Origin of the sequence: Agrilactobacillus fermenti (assembly GCF_021030645.1) — a bacterium.
GTDB lineage: Bacteria > Bacillota > Bacilli > Lactobacillales > Lactobacillaceae > Agrilactobacillus > Agrilactobacillus fermenti.
On record NZ_JACGCJ010000008.1, the window covers coordinates 79154 to 94945 of the forward strand.

The 15792-nt window shown below is 42.1% G+C and carries 13 protein-coding genes and 1 riboswitch; of the genes, 8 read left to right on the forward strand and 5 right to left on the reverse strand.

The genetic code is table 11. The features are described 5' to 3' along the window. Window positions 1-451: 451 nt before the first annotated feature. On the reverse strand, window positions 452-1381 hold the full coding sequence (locus FHQ08_RS04230; protein WP_230913149.1) for a hypothetical protein: 930 nt from the start codon (window positions 1379-1381) through the stop codon (window positions 452-454). A gap of 151 nt (window positions 1382-1532) precedes the next feature. On the opposite strand from FHQ08_RS04230, the gene FHQ08_RS04235 reads away from it, so the two are divergent. Genes FHQ08_RS04235 through FHQ08_RS04250 form a run of 4 tightly spaced genes read left to right on the forward strand, consistent with a single transcriptional unit; the run spans window position 1533 to window position 6624 of the window. Continuing rightward, on the forward strand, window positions 1533-2891 hold the full coding sequence (locus tag FHQ08_RS04235) for a hypothetical protein (protein ID WP_230913150.1): 1359 nt from the start codon (window positions 1533-1535) through the stop codon (window positions 2889-2891). A gap of 17 nt (window positions 2892-2908) precedes the next feature. Then, on the forward strand, window positions 2909-5620 hold the full coding sequence (locus tag FHQ08_RS04240; RefSeq protein WP_230913151.1) for a transglycosylase domain-containing protein: 2712 nt from the start codon (window positions 2909-2911) through the stop codon (window positions 5618-5620). Window positions 5621-5632: 12 nt separating this feature from the next. Further along, window positions 5633-6151 (forward strand): O-acetyl-ADP-ribose deacetylase, encoded by a 519-nt coding sequence (locus FHQ08_RS04245; protein WP_230913152.1) that lies wholly within the window; start codon window positions 5633-5635, stop codon window positions 6149-6151. After that, the gene (locus tag FHQ08_RS04250; RefSeq protein ID WP_230913164.1) at window positions 6151-6624 is read left to right on the forward strand and encodes a nucleoside deaminase; all 474 of its coding nucleotides are present in this window, start codon (window positions 6151-6153) and stop codon (window positions 6622-6624) included. The genes FHQ08_RS04245 and FHQ08_RS04250 overlap by 1 nt, the downstream gene beginning before the upstream one ends. Here the strand turns inward: FHQ08_RS04250 and tenA are convergent. From tenA to FHQ08_RS04270, 4 genes are all read right to left on the reverse strand, one after another. Beyond that, window positions 6618-7319, reverse strand: a complete 702-nt coding sequence (tenA, locus tag FHQ08_RS04255; RefSeq protein ID WP_230913153.1) for a thiaminase II — start codon at window positions 7317-7319, stop codon at window positions 6618-6620. The genes FHQ08_RS04250 and tenA overlap by 7 nt on opposite strands. A 284-nt stretch (window positions 7320-7603) precedes the next feature. Further along, window positions 7604-7693, reverse strand: a riboswitch (TPP riboswitch). Window positions 7694-7713: 20 nt separating this feature from the next. After that, window positions 7714-9213, reverse strand: a complete 1500-nt coding sequence (locus FHQ08_RS04260; protein WP_230913154.1) for a DUF438 domain-containing protein — start codon at window positions 9211-9213, stop codon at window positions 7714-7716. Continuing rightward, window positions 9200-9439: a DUF1858 domain-containing protein gene (locus FHQ08_RS04265; protein ID WP_230913155.1), complete on the reverse strand. Its 240-nt coding sequence runs from the start codon at window positions 9437-9439 to the stop codon at window positions 9200-9202. The genes FHQ08_RS04260 and FHQ08_RS04265 overlap by 14 nt, the downstream gene beginning before the upstream one ends. A 119-nt stretch (window positions 9440-9558) precedes the next feature. Beyond that, entirely contained in the window at window positions 9559-10164 is a 606-nt protein-coding gene (locus FHQ08_RS04270; protein WP_230913156.1) for a glycerol-3-phosphate acyltransferase, read from the reverse strand. A gap of 152 nt (window positions 10165-10316) precedes the next feature. Between FHQ08_RS04270 and FHQ08_RS04275 the strand changes: the two genes are divergently transcribed. The 4 genes from FHQ08_RS04275 (at window position 10317) to FHQ08_RS04290 (ending at window position 15579) form a co-directional block, all read left to right on the forward strand. Further along, on the forward strand, window positions 10317-11441 hold the full coding sequence (locus FHQ08_RS04275; RefSeq protein ID WP_230913165.1) for an MFS transporter: 1125 nt from the start codon (window positions 10317-10319) through the stop codon (window positions 11439-11441). Between the two features lie 109 nt (window positions 11442-11550). Then, the gene (locus FHQ08_RS04280; RefSeq protein WP_230913157.1) at window positions 11551-12210 is read left to right on the forward strand and encodes a hypothetical protein; all 660 of its coding nucleotides are present in this window, start codon (window positions 11551-11553) and stop codon (window positions 12208-12210) included. Then, window positions 12210-13928, forward strand: coding sequence for a 6-pyruvoyl-tetrahydropterin synthase-related protein (locus FHQ08_RS04285; protein ID WP_230913158.1), 1719 nt, complete (start codon window positions 12210-12212; stop codon window positions 13926-13928). The genes FHQ08_RS04280 and FHQ08_RS04285 overlap by 1 nt, the downstream gene beginning before the upstream one ends. Then, a complete protein-coding gene (locus tag FHQ08_RS04290; protein ID WP_230913159.1) occupies window positions 13918-15579 on the forward strand; it encodes a hypothetical protein in 1662 nt (553 codons plus the stop codon). The genes FHQ08_RS04285 and FHQ08_RS04290 overlap by 11 nt, the downstream gene beginning before the upstream one ends. Window positions 15580-15792 lie beyond the last annotated feature (213 nt).

Here is a 15792-nt window from a genome sequence, read left to right on the forward strand (position 1 = left end):
TAACTTTGTCACCTAACCTTAATTATTTGCTGAAGCTGATGCTTCATCGGCATAATTCGGTTAGTGCTCCAAAGCTAACCAGCTTTACTCGCGCTCTAATTTAAACACGTTCCAAAGGGCAACGCCTTCACCTAACTGCGAATGTCTCAAATGGCAAAGACACCATTTATCGTCATCCTCGTTAGTGCTCAGTCGCTGAATGCCCTTTGTCACGCTCTAAACACGTTCGTAAAGCTAACTTTGTCACCTAACCTTAATTATTTGCTGAAGCTGATGCTTCATCGGCATAATTCGGTTAGTGCTCCAAAGCTAACCAGCTTTACTCGCGCTCTAATTTAAACACGTTCCAAAGGGCAACGCCTTCACCTAACTGCGAATGTCTCAAATGGCAAAGGCACCATTTATCGCCATCCTCGTTAGTGCTCAGTCGCTGAACGCCCTTTTTCACGCTCTATTTTTGTTCATTGGCGTTGATCAGGCCTCTTTGGAATTTGGTAAAGCCTTCTTGGTCTCGATCGTAAGTTAGCGTGAAATAAGTTTTATGACGGTTGGTTCCGGAGACTAAGAAGAAGCGCGTGACGCGAGGGACATCGGTTAGTTCATAGCCAATGATGGCGGTATTTTGGAAATCTGTGTTGCTGACTTGTAAATATTTTTGTAACGCTGGGGCGCTATCAGTGGCTAAGTTCAATTGCTCCGCTAGGCCTCGATATTGGGCCAATTTACCATTATTATTATCAAAGGCACTGCTCTTAGACAAAATGTTTTTAATTCTTTCGGTAAAGTTAGTTGCCGTGGAGACGCCATCTGTGCCCACAGGTGCCTGTGCAAAGACAAATTTTGGTGGGGTATTGTGCTTAACAGTACTCATGTAAACTGTTTTGGTAATGGCGTTTTGTGCGTTATAGTATACGCGGTAACGGTATGAGACAATCGTCGTTGTATCGTCGTAACGATTGGCACTGACGAGAACATAATTTCCAGTGTTGGTGCGGCCAAAAGCCACCGGGGTAAAGCTATAGATATATTGATGGGGCTTACTATGGACCCAACGATCCAGTTGTCGTGCTTGTTTCCCAGTTAAAAAAGTATAGTTTTGCTTAGCCACACTGAAGTCATTATTGATATTGTCGACGACTTTCAGGGCATCTTTTTTGACGTCATCCATTTGCGTGACGCTTAGATTGACTTCTGGAACGTCTAGCCCGTTTGCTACATGATTAGGGTCAACGATCCAATTAAAAGGAATGGTTTGCGCTGTTAAAAATTTTTGGGCATGATTTAACAGTGGCCGTCGAAAAGCAAAGAGTAGGCCAATAATAATGATCAGACTGCCAAATATGATGCCAAGAATCCTAAAAAGTTTGCGATGTTTTTTCAAAATAAACCTCAAAATAGATTATAATAAATAGAATATGGGAACTAATGCTATTATTTACTAAAGTATTTAACCTTGCAACTGAATTTAAAAATACATAATTTAACCTTATAATTATAGTACAAAACGCTGAGAAAGTGAGTTTGCATCATTCATGGAAACTGAAGCAATGTCAACTCGGCAAGCGAAGAGTCTAAGTCGAAAAAAACATCAGAAAAAAATTAAACGGATCATTTTATGGTCCTTATTTGCGTTGGTGGCTGTTACATTGGGGAGTGCCGCTGGTTGGGGCTATACAAATGTCCACATCCGGCATAAAGTTGAAGCTCAATATGCCACAGTAGATCGACAGCGATTCTTAAAAACGAATGTTGCCGCACACACGATACAACGGGTTCGCACGGACCAAGCACACTGGTCCTGGTTATTGACACCGACGAATCGGCAAAAAGTAAAGCAGCTGCTTCAGGATTATACAGCGCGCCAACAACGAGATCATGATTTAGATCGGTTGATGGACGGCAAAAATTATTATCGTGATGGGGTTAACGTTGCGCAATTGAATCGGCTAGATCAACGCTTACTAAAAGAGAAAAATCAAACGGTTTATCAAAGACAAAAAAATCGGTTAGATACGGTACAAGTTTGGGTGGCACAAACCAATGATGGCAATCAATTCATTGGGCAGGTGTATCAGACTTTTCAACAGGATAAACAGCAGCTGACTCAGGAAAAAGTCTCTGAGGCTGATGTTTATTACCGATTGTTAAAGAATCGCAAGATCATCGCTCATTGGCGCCAACCAATCAAAGCAATGGATGCCAGTTTCACTGAATTGCAAAAAGAAAAGAATCAAAACCAAGCAGCCGCAGATAAAAAGGCAATCGAAGATTTTAAGAATGCCCCATTGACTGTACCCTATACGCCAGCTAAGGTAACAATCGATAGCGGCAATAGTCGAGATGAGCCAACAAACGATCGAAACCCAAGTAGCAGCAGTGGCTCTGTCTCAAGCAATGCTTTGACACAAGCATTAAATGACGCCGGTATTACGGCAAGCCGGTTACTAGTCTTAGACTCAGATGCAAATTCAATTTTTATTGCACAACGTTCAGGCTCGGTTTATAACGTTTCTGGCAGTCGTTATAGCGTTGTGAATAATAATCTGGATACAGGAACTTACCGGATTCGGGCCACGATTCAAAGCCCTGGAGCAGATGCAGGCGTCATTACGGATCCAGATAGTAGTCAATTTGGGACCTACTTTACGACCCCACCAAGTCAATATCAGGACGCAGATAATTCAACGAGTGACTTTAATAGTGCCACACCTGTATTTTGGCTTAAGAATCAGCCAGCCTTAAGTAGTTCAATTTTGGTCGCTAGCGGCGGACAATTAGGCTTTATTACCAGTGGCAGCTTAAGCAGTGAAAATGTTGTACGTGTTTCTTCAAGTTCGATCAGTGGTCTGATCGGTGCGGTGAACAGTGGCATGGTATTTGCAGTTATTTGATTTAGGAGGCACGTGATTTGGCTAAACGCAAGGCGAAAACAATGGCGCCAAATGAAAAACGACATAAGCTTCGACCAGGATGGCGTGCTTTTTGGATTGTAGTAGCTACGCTTTATGCGTTGGTAATCCTAGGGGCAGGCTGGTTTTGGCACACACACGGCGCAACATATAAACAAGCAATTGCGGATGGTTTTGCACTGAGTAAAACTGTCACTAAGAATTCCTTTTATCCAAAACAACCGACCAAAGTGTTGGATCGTAACGGGACCGTTATGAAGACTTTGACGCATACCCAATCAACGTATATCACATACAAAAAGATCAATCCGATGCTGACCAAAGGGCTTGTAGCTGTGGAAGATAAGCGGTTTTATGAGCATCATGGGGTTGATCCTTACGCTATTATTCGTGGGGGCTTTCAGTTTTTGCTCTATCACCAAGTTCAAGGCGGGTCCACTTTGACCCAGCAATTGGTCAAAAATATTGTCTTAAAAGATCAGACGCAATCGCCTACACGAAAGCTAAAAGAGATGGTCATTGCTCAGCAGCTAGAGAAGAAATTTACCAAACATGAACTGCTGGAATTTTATTTGAATGATGTTTATTTAGGCCATGGGACGTATGGCATCGGCAGTGCCGCGGAATATTATTTTTCCAAAAATCAAAAAGAGCTGACTTTACCTGAATTGGCGCTGTTGATCGGTTTGCCTAATAATCAAGTACTGTATGATCCCCTAGTTCATCCGCAAGCGGCAAAACAGCGCCGTGATACCGTGTTAATGGTCTTGCATCAGCAGAAGTTGATTACGACTAAGCAATTTAATCAAGCACTAAAAACGCCGTTATCGTTGAAGATACATGATTTTACCTATGATAATGACATTAGTTCAAACTATGCCTTATCAGCGGCCATCAACAATACGGTTGAAGAAGTTATGCGCGCGCATGGTTTTGTATTTAAATACAGTTTTGCTAATGATGCCGCTCAAAAGCGTTATGATGAGTCTTACAATCAAGCCTATAAAACCTATCAAGGTCAGATTTTAAATGGCGGTTATACGATCAAAACAACCATCGATCAAAATTTACAAAATCAAGTTCAGCAGCAGGTTCAAAAAACTTTTACAGGCTATAACACTCGGTCGGCTGATGGTAAACTGCAACCTCAAGTTTCTAGTACTGTCGTAGATAATAAAACGGGGAATGTTCTGGCTGTGATCGGCGGTCGAACGACAGATGGCGACCACCTGAACCGGACTTTTGCGGCGCCACGACAGCCAGGATCTGCTTCTAAGCCATTGACAGCGTATGCGCCGGCGTTTGAACGGGGTTACACACCCCAAAGCGTCGTCGTGGATGGACCGGTGGCTAACTCTGCCGTCAAAAACTGGTATACCGGATATAAGGGGCCGGTGACGCTGCGTTATGCTTTAGAGCAATCAATCAATACAGTGGCTTTCAAATTAGCTTTGTCGGATACGAACCGCACCTTTTACGATGATTTGGCTAAGATGGACTTTAGCTCGATCACGCCTGAAGATCGCAACCCTATTATTGCGATCGGGGGGTATAGCCACGGGGTAACGACCACGGAAATGGCTTCGGGGTATAGTAGTTTTGCCCGCGGTGGCGATTTTATTCAACCAACCAATATCTCAGAAATTTATGATACTGGGCAGCACCGTATGATTTATCAAAATGCCCACTCTAAAGTGCCAGTCTATACTGAAAATGCCAGCTATATGATGCTTAACACCATGCAATCAGTGGTCAAAAATGGGACAGGGAAACCCGCAGCTCTAGACAATTTTCCCTATACAGCTGGTAAAACCGGTACCACTGATGATAATAAGGATGTTTACTTTGTCGGTATGACACCTGAGTTTACGGTGGCAACTTGGGTCGGTTATGACAAACCCCAGTCTTTGACTGAGGCTGAGACCAACCTGCCGATGCAGGTATTTAAGAATGTTGGCCAGTTCTTAGTCAGCGACTTAAAAGAGCCTCAAACTGACTTTCCAATGCCCAGCACGATCATCAAAAAAGGCGATGATCTGACGGCAACGAAAGAGTCCAAGAAACAAACGCCTGCGGACATTATTGACAATGCCATGACGACGTTTATTGCCCAACAAGTGGCTGCCAATAAGAATCGTTTGGCTAATTTAGATTATCGACTGATCTATCATTTATCTAAAGCTGAAGAACAGCGCCGCGAACAGGTCGTACGAGAGGCTATTAATAGTTTTGATCCAAGTCAAATGACCAAGGCCTCAGAATATGGGCAGTATTTGGATAAGCTGCAGCAAGTCCGCTATAAGAATCAAAAAGTTCGTCATATGAAAGCCAAACAAGCCTTTGATCAGCAGATCCTACAATTACAAAAAACATTGAATGTTCAAAAAGCGACTTTAGATCAAGAGAAAGAAAATAGTCGTCAGTCAGCCTTGAATGCCCAAAAGGCTCAGGTCGAACAGGAGAAAGATCAACAGCGGCAGCAAATTCTTGCCGGTTTACGCAGTCAGTATACGACACAGCTACAAAAGACCCGGACGGCGTATCAAAATAATGATAGTGATAAAGAACAGGAACGGCAAAAGTTGATCGATATCATGAATCAAATTCGGAGTTATGGCGGCAGTGCGCCAGATGTGACGATTGATGCTGGAACAAGTACCGCTTCAGATAACAGTACTGCGAATAGTAGCAGTAGTTACAGTAATCGCTAAGGAAGTGTTAGAATGATTGATTTTCAAGTGATTCAAGGAGATATTACTAAAAGTCAGGTAGATGCCATCGTGAATGCAGCCAATACCTCTTTATTGGGTGGTGGTGGTGTTGATGGGGCGATCCACCGGGCAGCTGGTCCAGAACTAGATGCGGCTTGTCGCAAACTAAACGGTTGTCCCACGGGCGAAGCCAAAACCACACCTGGGTTTCGCTTGCCAGCTAAGTATATTATCCATACACCTGGCCCGGTTTGGCATGGTGGTCAACAAAATGAAGCCCAGCTGTTGCGCAATAGTTATTGGCATAGTCTAGTGCAAGCAGAGCAACATCAGTGTAAGACCGTGGATTTTCCCTCGATCAGTACGGGGGTTTACCGCTTTCCGCTCGATCAAGCAGCTGAGATTGCCGTTCAAACAATCAAAGATTTTTTGACCCAAGCGGCAGTTGTTCACCAAGTCCGCTTAGTCGCTTTTGATAGTGTCACGAAGCAGGCCTATATGCAGGCAAAAAAGAAAATAATTGGGGGATAATTATGGCACAAGATTATATGTTATTAGCAGCTCAAGCAGCTGAACAAAATCTGAAAACTGGAGATGGCGGTCCCTTTGGCTGTGTGATTGTCAAAGATGACCAGATCATTGCTCAAGCACACAATCAAGTATTAGTCGATCATGATCCCACAGCCCACGCTGAAATTACGGCCATTAGAAAAGCCACCCAAAAGTTAGGGACGCATGACTTAACCGGCTGTGTACTTTACACATCTTGTTATCCATGTCCCATGTGTTTGGGGGCTATCATTTGGGCCAATATTAAAAAAGTTTATTACGGAAATACTGCGAAAGACGCGGCTGAAATTGGATTTCGTGATGATTTTATTTATGATTTCATCAAACACGATGCCCAAGATGCGACTGTTTTAGATCTTAAACAGGAACAGCGTGACGTAACGATCAAAGCTTTTGACGCTTTTAAAGCAGCCAGTGATCGGCAGCTTTATTGAGGTTTAGCTGACTGAGGTTGTATTTTTGCATCACTAGGCCAGGTTTCCAGCTCATAAGCCATGCCCCAGAAGTTGTATTCCATGGCGCTGCTGATCACAAAAGCATCGACCATTTCCTGTTGTTCTGCAGGGGTGGTTTTAGGATCCGCATAAACTTGATTGATAATTTGTTTAAAAGTTTGGACGGATTCGGTTAATTCATCGCTAGCATAAGTGTCGATCCAACGCTGATAGAGTTGATTCGGGGAGCCCTTGGTAGCTAAGCGCTGGCCGATCGCTTGATAGAGCCAAGCACAAGGCAACAAGCTAGCCAAAGCGACATTCGGTGTATGTTCTACTAATTGTCGGTACATATGGGAAACATAATGATAAGCTGTAGGCGCTATTGGGGTTTGAGCGATTTCCGTCGACTTGATTTGTAACTCTTGGAAGAAATCATGACGCACCATTTGTTCACCATCGGCTAGGTTATTGGCACTTTGGTACATTAGGGCCTTCACATCAGGATCATTACTCTGTTGGGCAATCAATAAGTGGATCTTACTAAAATGTTCTAGATAATAGCGATCCTGCAATAAGTAGTAGCGAAAGGCAGTACTAGCTAAGTCGCCAGTAACCAATTCTTTGATAAAAGGATGTGTAAAACTGCCATCCCAGTAAGGACGCGCTTGAGCTAAAGCAATCTCTGTAAACATAAAAAAACCTCCTGTTGCGACACTGGGTGAATCATTTGGCAGAGTCTTTGCCATCTATTTGCTTGCGAACAATTAAATTTTAAATTTGTTCCAAAAGGCAACACCCTCACCTAACCACGAATGGCTCAAATGGCAAGCCCCCATTTTTCGCAATTCTTGTTAGTACTCAGGTATTGAACGCCTTTTGTCTCCCGCCCCGTATAAAAAAACCGAAGTAAAAGTTTACTTTTACCCCGGTTTTTTTATATGCACTTAACGTAAAGCGACTGAAAGCATCGCTTAAAGTCTGTTCGTTGGCATTTTCCTGCGGCAGTATTAACTGCATCAGGTTCAATGGGTTTGATCTCAGCCGAGGGGCACCCCAAATGTCACAATATTTTGATGTATGAAAGTATTATAACCTTTTTTCGCCTTCAAGGTTACGAATTTCGGTTACGTCTTGAGAAACTTCTAAACAGCCTAAGTAATTTTCGTCGTTGTCACGGACGGCAAAGTAACGAATATAGACAAATTTTTCGCCATGAAGGTTGATCCAGAAGTCAGCGTGGTCATTTTTGTGGTCCCGAAAATCATCTAGAATTTTCTGTACTTTATCCATGCTTTTAGGAGGATGGCAGTTAACAACAGCACGACCGATTACAGCTTTAGTACGTGGAAAGACACGATCACCATTATCAGAGAACCAGCGAACAATATCCTGATCATCCACAAACGTGACATCCACTGGTAGAACAGACAGCACGTTGGTCAACTGGGCTAAGTCCATGGTTCCGGTTGGAAAATTGATCTTAGCGGGACTATTTTCATCAATTTGGATATAAGCTTTATCTTTGAGCTGTTGCCGAGCTTGCTTATCGCGGACATGGCGCTGTTGTTTTAGCTTCGGTTTTGGCGCCGTTTCAGCCGTTGCTGTTTTAGTCTCGGTAGCTGAATTAGCAGTTTCGGTAACTTTCACTTGCCGTTTAGCCTCATCTTCTTTTTGCATGGCTAAGGCCATTTCGTTAAGTTCTTTGGCGAGTTTGGAAGGTTTACGTTTGGCAGCTTCGGCGCGATCCGCATCGGTAGGCTGCCAGGGCAATGGTTCGGGAATTAGCGTATAACCAGTTTCTTTACTCTCCGCTGCAATCATTCCCCAATCGTCAGGCGTAAAGACCTCATCTACCATGGGCAGCATGATTTGTTCTTCTTTAAAAATCATTTCTTGAATCTCTTTGTTGGCTTTTTCGATTGCTGCTTCTAAATCATATTTCGCCGGGGTAGGCTCTTGAACTGAGAGTTGGTAAGCAGCTTTGATCCAGCCTCTAATTTCATCATCCACGCCCCACATGACTTTAGGTGGCGCTGTGATGCCATATTTATCCATCAATGGAAAAATTAAGTTCTCTTTGCGAGCATAGTGATGATCGATGGTCATGAGGTCTTTCAGTGCGTTTTGGATTCGTTTCAAATAAGCGGTGTCGCGCTTAGCTTGATCTTCGTTTGGATCGTGCATGACATCCTGGTCGCTGCTGTCAGGACTTTGCTGCCACCGCTTCAATACTGGCAGTAATTCATCATCTAATAAAGAAGTAAGAACCATATTTTCTAATTTCATGGTTGCGATGGGGTGCCCCGGGGTATCTTCTGCTTTAGAGGGGGCTTGATCGTTTTTGATAGCGCCTTTAAAAACAGAAGCATGTACATTACAAAGATTTTGAATTTCCATCGGATTTAAGCCAGTGGCAATCAATTCCCGTTCTGCCGAAGTGATTTCAGACACATCAACACTGGAAAAAGTTTCATCAAAAATCCGTTTGGCGTCTTCAAACTTCCCGCCTTCATGCAACATTTTTAAGATTTCAACGATTTTTTTCTGCCGGTAGGCACTGTTATGAAGTTCATCAGTTGTTGGCATGGTTGATCACCTCAAATCCTTGGTCTTGTAGCTTAGTGATGATTTCAGCCAGGGGCACTTTCTTCAAAGCAGCGCCCTTTGGAATGGTCATGAAGCGGCCGGCTGTATTTAACATGCCAGGTTTCTTGATATCCTTTAGACCGATATTATATAAAACGTCTATGACTTCAGGATATGCTTTAACGAGGTCATAGACTGATTGATTCAAATCAAGTATTTTTGTCATAAAGACAGCACCTCTTTCTTGGGGGAAATAATGCGATGAGTTGCTCAAAGTATAACAAAATTTATGGGTAAATGAAAACGGTTATCAATTAGATAACCACTCACACTCAGGGGGGACTACTATTTTCTAAACCGTTTCAATAAATCAACTTTTTTGGCGCGCTGGTAGCGAATGTCCACAAGATCTGACCAGAAGCGAAAAATCATGATAAGCGTTAGTAGTAATAAAATGATCCAAGCGCTTTTCGGGTAAAAAAATAGTCCCAAAATTGTATCTGCTAGTAAGATAGCAATGCCGCCCAAAGCTAAGTACTGGGTCACTAATAACAATGCTAAAGCAACTAATAAGCTAACTAGACCCCAGAGTGGGTTATAGAGTAAAACAATGGCCACGGCAACAGCCACGCCTTTACCACCTTTAAATTTAAGCCAAATAGGGAAATTATGGCCCAAAGTTACACCAAGCCCGGCATATAGGATCACCATTCGGCCTAATGCCGGGAAAAGCAGATAACTTAACCACATAGCCAGAACGGTTTTTGCTAGATCAAAAATTAGAACTAGGATACCGTATTGTTTACCTAGAACAGCGCCTACATTAGCTGTACCGGGATTTCCAGAGCCAAAGGTAGTTGGGCTTTGCCCCGTTTTCAGATAAGAAATAACATAGGCAAAAAGAAAATTGCCCAGGAAATAACCGATGAGTATGCTATAAAAAATTTTCATAATTTCCTCCAAACATTAATATAAAGATCATAAGAAAGTTTGGTAAATTTGTAAATTCCAGCTTATCATAGGTGATGAAGTTTTTTTGTTGGAGGGATTATGTGAATCGTAAGAATACGCGGCCAAAGTTGTCACGCCAACTGATTTTAATCATGGCAATTGCTTGTGGTGTCGTCGTGGCAAATATGTATTATGTTCAGCCAATTGGTAATTTAGTGGCGCAGTCATTTCATATTTCTGTTGGTCAAGTTGGCGCCGTTTCAACCGTCACGCAGTTTGGTTACGCCCTTGGTTTATTATTTTTGGTGCCGCTGGGCGATGTGGTCAGCCGTTATAAATTGATCATTAGAATGGCGTTACTATCCAGTTTATCTTTATTGGCTGCTTTTTTTGCACCCAATTTTATAAGTTTCATTTCTGTTAGTTTTTTAATTGGTCTTTTGTCGATCGTCCCACAAATTATTATTCCTTATGGGGCGGTTTTAGCAGGTACCGAACGTCGTGGTCAAGTTATGGGAACACTACTAGGCGGTTTATTGATCGGGATATTAGTTTCTCGAACTTTTAGTGGTATCTTGAGCAATTATATGCCTTGGCGCTATGTCTACTTGATTGCTGTTTTGATGATCCTGATTTTAGTGGCATTTTTGAGTAAAATGCTGCCGAAAGATCAACCATTACATCAGCGCAATTACTTAGATGCTGTTCGTTCAATGCCAGGTTTGGTCAAAAAACAGCCAGTTTTACGAGAGTCAGCAATCAACGGCTTTCTCATGTTTGGCACGTTCAGTATTTTTTGGTCGACCCTGGTTTTCTATATTGCAGCGCAATACCATCAGGGGAGTGGGATGGTTGGCTTGTTGGCTTTGCTTGGGGCTGGTGGCGCTTTAGCAGCGCCAATCATTGGTCGTTTTGCAGATGAAATGGCACCCCGTAAGATTGTTGGCATCGGTCTAGTATTACAAACGCTGAGCTTTTTATTATTACTAGTATTAGGACAACATCTTGCGGCATTGATCGTTGCCATTATTTTGCTCGATGTGGGCAACCAATGCGGTCAAGTAGCGAACCAGACACGGGTACAAAACCTGGGTGAAGCCGTTAGTAACCGGAACAATACTGTTTTCATGTTTAGTTATTTCATTGGTGGCGCGTCTGGGTCACTACTAGGCACCTTGGCTTGGGAACACGCTGCTTGGTTTGGCGTGTGTCTGTTAGCATTAGGGTACCAAGTGGTGGGGCTGCTATTGCATTATTTAGTGTATCAGGAAAGATAAGTGTTATAAAATAGGACTGTTCTGATTTTTATCGTGGCGAACATTGCAACCAGAAATTACAATAATGTTATTTTAGGTAGTGTATTATTATTTATTGGGAGGAATCAAATTGGACCAGACAAATAAAAGCCTTTTTTGGCTGCGAAAACTACTTTGGCAAGACAGGATGGCGGTTGTTCGCAGCAGCTTAATCGGCTTGATTCTACTTATTGCTATTTTTCTAGGTATTACTCAGACGCAGCAGTTAAGCAAAGTTGAGCACACCAGTCAAAGCGTTAAGACCCAGCAAGATATTACAAACTTTTTTAGTACTCAAGTTGGTCAAAACGTGAATACCGGAGATTTCAATCGTAATCTTTTGCAACAAAGATTTGGCAAGCCTACTAAGGTTATTGCTGAAAATAAGGCTGTCAACGGCGGAAACGTAACGATCACCACTTATATTTGGCACCCGAATACGGCGCGAGCAATGTATCAAACGATGCGTTTTGGTGTTTGGCAAGAGCAAGTCGTTGAAAAATCCCTTTCAGGGGTGGACCGTTCTCGATTAAAGGGCACGTTGATTCATACATTAGCTGATACGCCTAAAGCACAGTTGAATGAAAGCATTGTGATGCAGCGATTGGGCTATCCCACAGATTATCAGGCTTCAACCTTGACCAATCAATTAGAGTCTAAATTGACATATGCTGGCCAATCAAGCCAAAAATATCACTTTGAATTCAAGAATAATCAGCTGACGAGTCAATCGATTGGCGGTGGAAAATAATGACAGAAACTAAAAAAACAAATACAAATCGTACTTATGTTGCCACATTACTGTTGGGCTTGCTCTTTATTTTTTTGAGTTGGCTAAGTGTTTGGCCGGGTTTGAAAACGGGCCAGTTATATTCCTATGGGGATCTGCAGTTTCATGCGCAGCGTATTGCTGAAGTAGCGCAAAACTTAAAACACGGTAATTTAGTACCTTTTATTAATACATATACTTTTAGCAATGTTGGGGTGCCCGTTAATGCCATGTACCCTGGCTTGCCAGTGTATCTCAGTGCAATTTTACAATTAATTTTGCATAATCCAGTGACGGCACTATATCTAACTTTAGCGATCCAGACTTTTTTGACGCTGACGCTGGGTTATTTTGCCATTGCACGTTTTTCTGGTTCTAGACGGCAAGCACTCATTTTTGCGGTAGCTTATGCTTTCTCGATTACTAGGATTACTGTGATGTATGGCAGCTTTGTTTTTGGGGAAAGTTGGGCAATTACTTTTCTACCATTGGTATTCCTAGGAACTTATGAAGTATTGCGGCGCGATGCGCAACATTGGTACAGCTTAGCTATTGGTCTGACGTTGATCTTTTTATGTCATGTCCTTAGCTTTATTTTTGTCGGCATCTTAGTGTTGCTATGTAGCTTGGCAAATGCTTTGAAGTTCTATCGAGAGAAAAAGCGCTTGTTCTCCTTGGGCAAGGCAGGAGTGTTGACTGTACTTTTAACTGCTTGTTATTGGCTGCCAGCACTTAAATTTGGGACCCGAGTGACCATGCAAAAGCCGTTTACCTTTCAGCTAAACCAATTTTCGGCATCGCTTCATGATCTGGTTACACAGTCGTTACATGTCCAATTAACCAGTTTTAATATTGGTTTGATTGGTTTAATAGCAGTCGTTTTAGGCCTTGTTTTCATTGTAAAACTACCTTTAACATATCGGGTCACTTATATTATCGGGTTAGTGTTATTAATGCTAGGAACAAAATTAGTTCCTTGGCAAGATTGGCAAAACTCTCAAGTGGCAATCATTCAATTCCCTTATCGCTTTTTGATCTTTGCAATGTTCTTCTTGATGATCGTTTTAGCCTATGTGATCGACCTAGTTCTAAAGAAATTGCCAAGCTGGACATTGGTCTTACCACTGGTATTATTGATTTTACCCGCAACGATTGGCTTTAATAATTGGGTGAAGTCTGCCCAAACACTGCCAGAATTGAATTATTTGAGTACAGCAATACGGCCAGTACCCCGAACGAATGGCGGAGTTACCTTCAAAGTCAACCAGGCGAATTATCATAATATGTTGGGTTACCACGATATGGTAGACTATTGGCCAGCAGCAACTGTCCCTAATGCGAATATGATCAAGATGCACCTAGGGATGATTAATGGTGAGCTTAAGACGTTTAATCATATTACTAGTCAACCGAATGGTATGACCTATCATTTTTCTGCGCCCAAACAAGCCCTGGTGGATTTACCTTTCTTGATTTATGGGCATAATTATCAAGTACGGTTGAATGGACATCAAGTGCCTTATCAAGTTGCCGATGACCACACGCTGGTTTTAACAACTGCAAAAAACCAGAATGTGGTGACCGTTAGATATATCCCAACACTGCTGACTTATTTAGCCTTTGGTTTAACGTTAATTGGTCTGGTAATTCTAGGTTTTGAGATAGTTCAACGAAGAAAGCTCAATCAAAATGAAGCATAAGCTTGGTCTCACGGGGCACCATGTGTTAATAGGCTACACGTTGATGGGGCTTTTACTGCTCATTGATGGCTGTTTTTTGTTTTACAAATTGGGGACGGTACCTCATATATTTATTGATGAAAGTGCTTTGGCTAACGAGGTCCAAAGTTTGGCAGATTATGGTCAAGATACCCACGGCTATTCCTGGCCACTTTACTTTCAAGGTCCGTTTGGGGGTCAATCGATCCTTTACAGTTTCTTTGTGGTTCCAGTTGTCAAATTATTTGGCTTTTCAATCGCTGCATTTCGGGCACCCTTTGTGATCATTACGTTGTTGCTGATCCTTAGCATAAGCTTGTTAGTTCGTAAATTAGCACAGCATTTCGCTGCCAGCCTGTTGGTAGAATTAACGCTGATAACGGCTCCTTGGTTGTTTATTTCGACACGTTGGGTGTTAGATTGTAATATTGCGCCAATCATGGTAATTTTTGGGATTGAAGGCTTAATGTTGGCCTTTCGGGCGCAGACTAAAAAGTGGCGTCTGAGCTGGTTACTTTTAGGCACAGCGTTCATTGCCATTGCGGCATACGGCTATTCAGTGGCTTGGCTATATTTGCCGGTTTTCTTACTGATATTGGCGATTTATACTTTCGTTAAGAAATTACTAACCTGGCAGGAACTTGGCATGGCCTTAGTTTTAACAGTACTTTTGGTTTTGCCTTTAGTTATCTTCGCCATCGATACGAATATTTATCATATTACAACGGCTAAACATTTCTTGTGGTGGACGCTACCACCTTATAGCAATAATCGGAACGTTTCCTTTATCGACTTTCATGCACCTAATATTGTTGACATCGCTATTGCCAACCTAGGTGCTGGTATACAGCAATATATTAAGGGCAGCGATGGGCTTGCCTGGAATTCATTGGCACCTTATGGCGTGATTTATCCAGCCTTGTTGCTATTACTGCCAGTGGGCATCTTTGCCTATCATCAGGCTGATTCACGATTAAATATATTTAGAAATCTTGTGGTGATTAGCTTAGTCAGTTTTGTGCCACTGATGTTGATCGTTAAACCAAACTATAATCACTGGAATTTTATCAATCTGCCATTAATGATTTTGGTGGGGCTTGGTTTTTGGTACAGTTATCAGTTTATTCGCGTATGGCTGGTAAGAGCAGCCATAGTTTTACTGCCAGTCGTACTGGGGCTGCTTTTTGTCCATGCTTATTATGGTTCAGCAAATATGCCGACATATTTTACAGCAGGCGTTCAAAATAACTATTTACAAGCTAGCTATCAAAATATTGATCAGATCAATCAATTTATAAAGCAGCATCCTAACCGCTATTTGTATGTCAGTCAGCTTAGTTCAACGTTTACTTATTTCAAAACGGTGGCTATTGTGAGTCCAGCTGAAGATGCTAAGATTAGCGATACACCGGCTGGCTTCCAACCTAAATTAAAGTATGGAGCACTGCGCGACTTATCGCAGTTTAAAACCATTCGCAAGCGGGATTATGCACTATTGCCGTATGCAAATGTCAATTCAGCACCGATTGGGACTACCTTTACATTTCAAAATATGGAACAGGATAAATTTAAAATCGTTAAAGTAACGCCGTATTTATCGGCCCCTAATGCAATTGTTCAAAGAATTAAATAATGTTTGAAACTATTGTTGTTGATGCTTTTAATACATAGACAACAATAGTTTTTTTGTTTGGCACAAGTAAAAAGGTGCTCAGTGATGGAACTACTCCGTGTCAAGTAGACAACTTAAATAATTAAAATGCTTATGCACTTTTCTTAACGGCATGGCACCCATATTCGTTGGGGGTCATGCCGTTAAGTGTTTCTTGGCGACGTTTGTTGTTAT

What these genes read in the sequence shown, in the direction of transcription:
- FHQ08_RS04235 (WP_230913150.1), top strand. Translation starts at nt 1,533, where the DNA reads ATGGAAACTGAAGCAATGTCAACTCGGCAAGCGAAGAGTCTAAGTCGA.
- FHQ08_RS04245 (WP_230913152.1), top strand. Translation starts at nt 5,633, where the DNA reads ATGATTGATTTTCAAGTGATTCAAGGAGATATTACTAAAAGTCAGGTA.
- tenA (WP_230913153.1), bottom strand. Translation starts at nt 7,319, where the DNA reads ATGTTTACAGAGATTGCTTTAGCTCAAGCGCGTCCTTACTGGGATGGC.
- FHQ08_RS04260 (WP_230913154.1), bottom strand. Translation starts at nt 9,213, where the DNA reads ATGCCAACAACTGATGAACTTCATAACAGTGCCTACCGGCAGAAAAAA.
- FHQ08_RS04265 (WP_230913155.1), bottom strand. Translation starts at nt 9,439, where the DNA reads ATGACAAAAATACTTGATTTGAATCAATCAGTCTATGACCTCGTTAAA.
- FHQ08_RS04270 (WP_230913156.1), bottom strand. Translation starts at nt 10,164, where the DNA reads ATGAAAATTTTTTATAGCATACTCATCGGTTATTTCCTGGGCAATTTT.
- FHQ08_RS04275 (WP_230913165.1), top strand. Translation starts at nt 10,317, where the DNA reads ATGGCAATTGCTTGTGGTGTCGTCGTGGCAAATATGTATTATGTTCAG.
- FHQ08_RS04285 (WP_230913158.1), top strand. Translation starts at nt 12,210, where the DNA reads ATGACAGAAACTAAAAAAACAAATACAAATCGTACTTATGTTGCCACA.
- FHQ08_RS04290 (WP_230913159.1), top strand. Translation starts at nt 13,918, where the DNA reads ATGAAGCATAAGCTTGGTCTCACGGGGCACCATGTGTTAATAGGCTAC.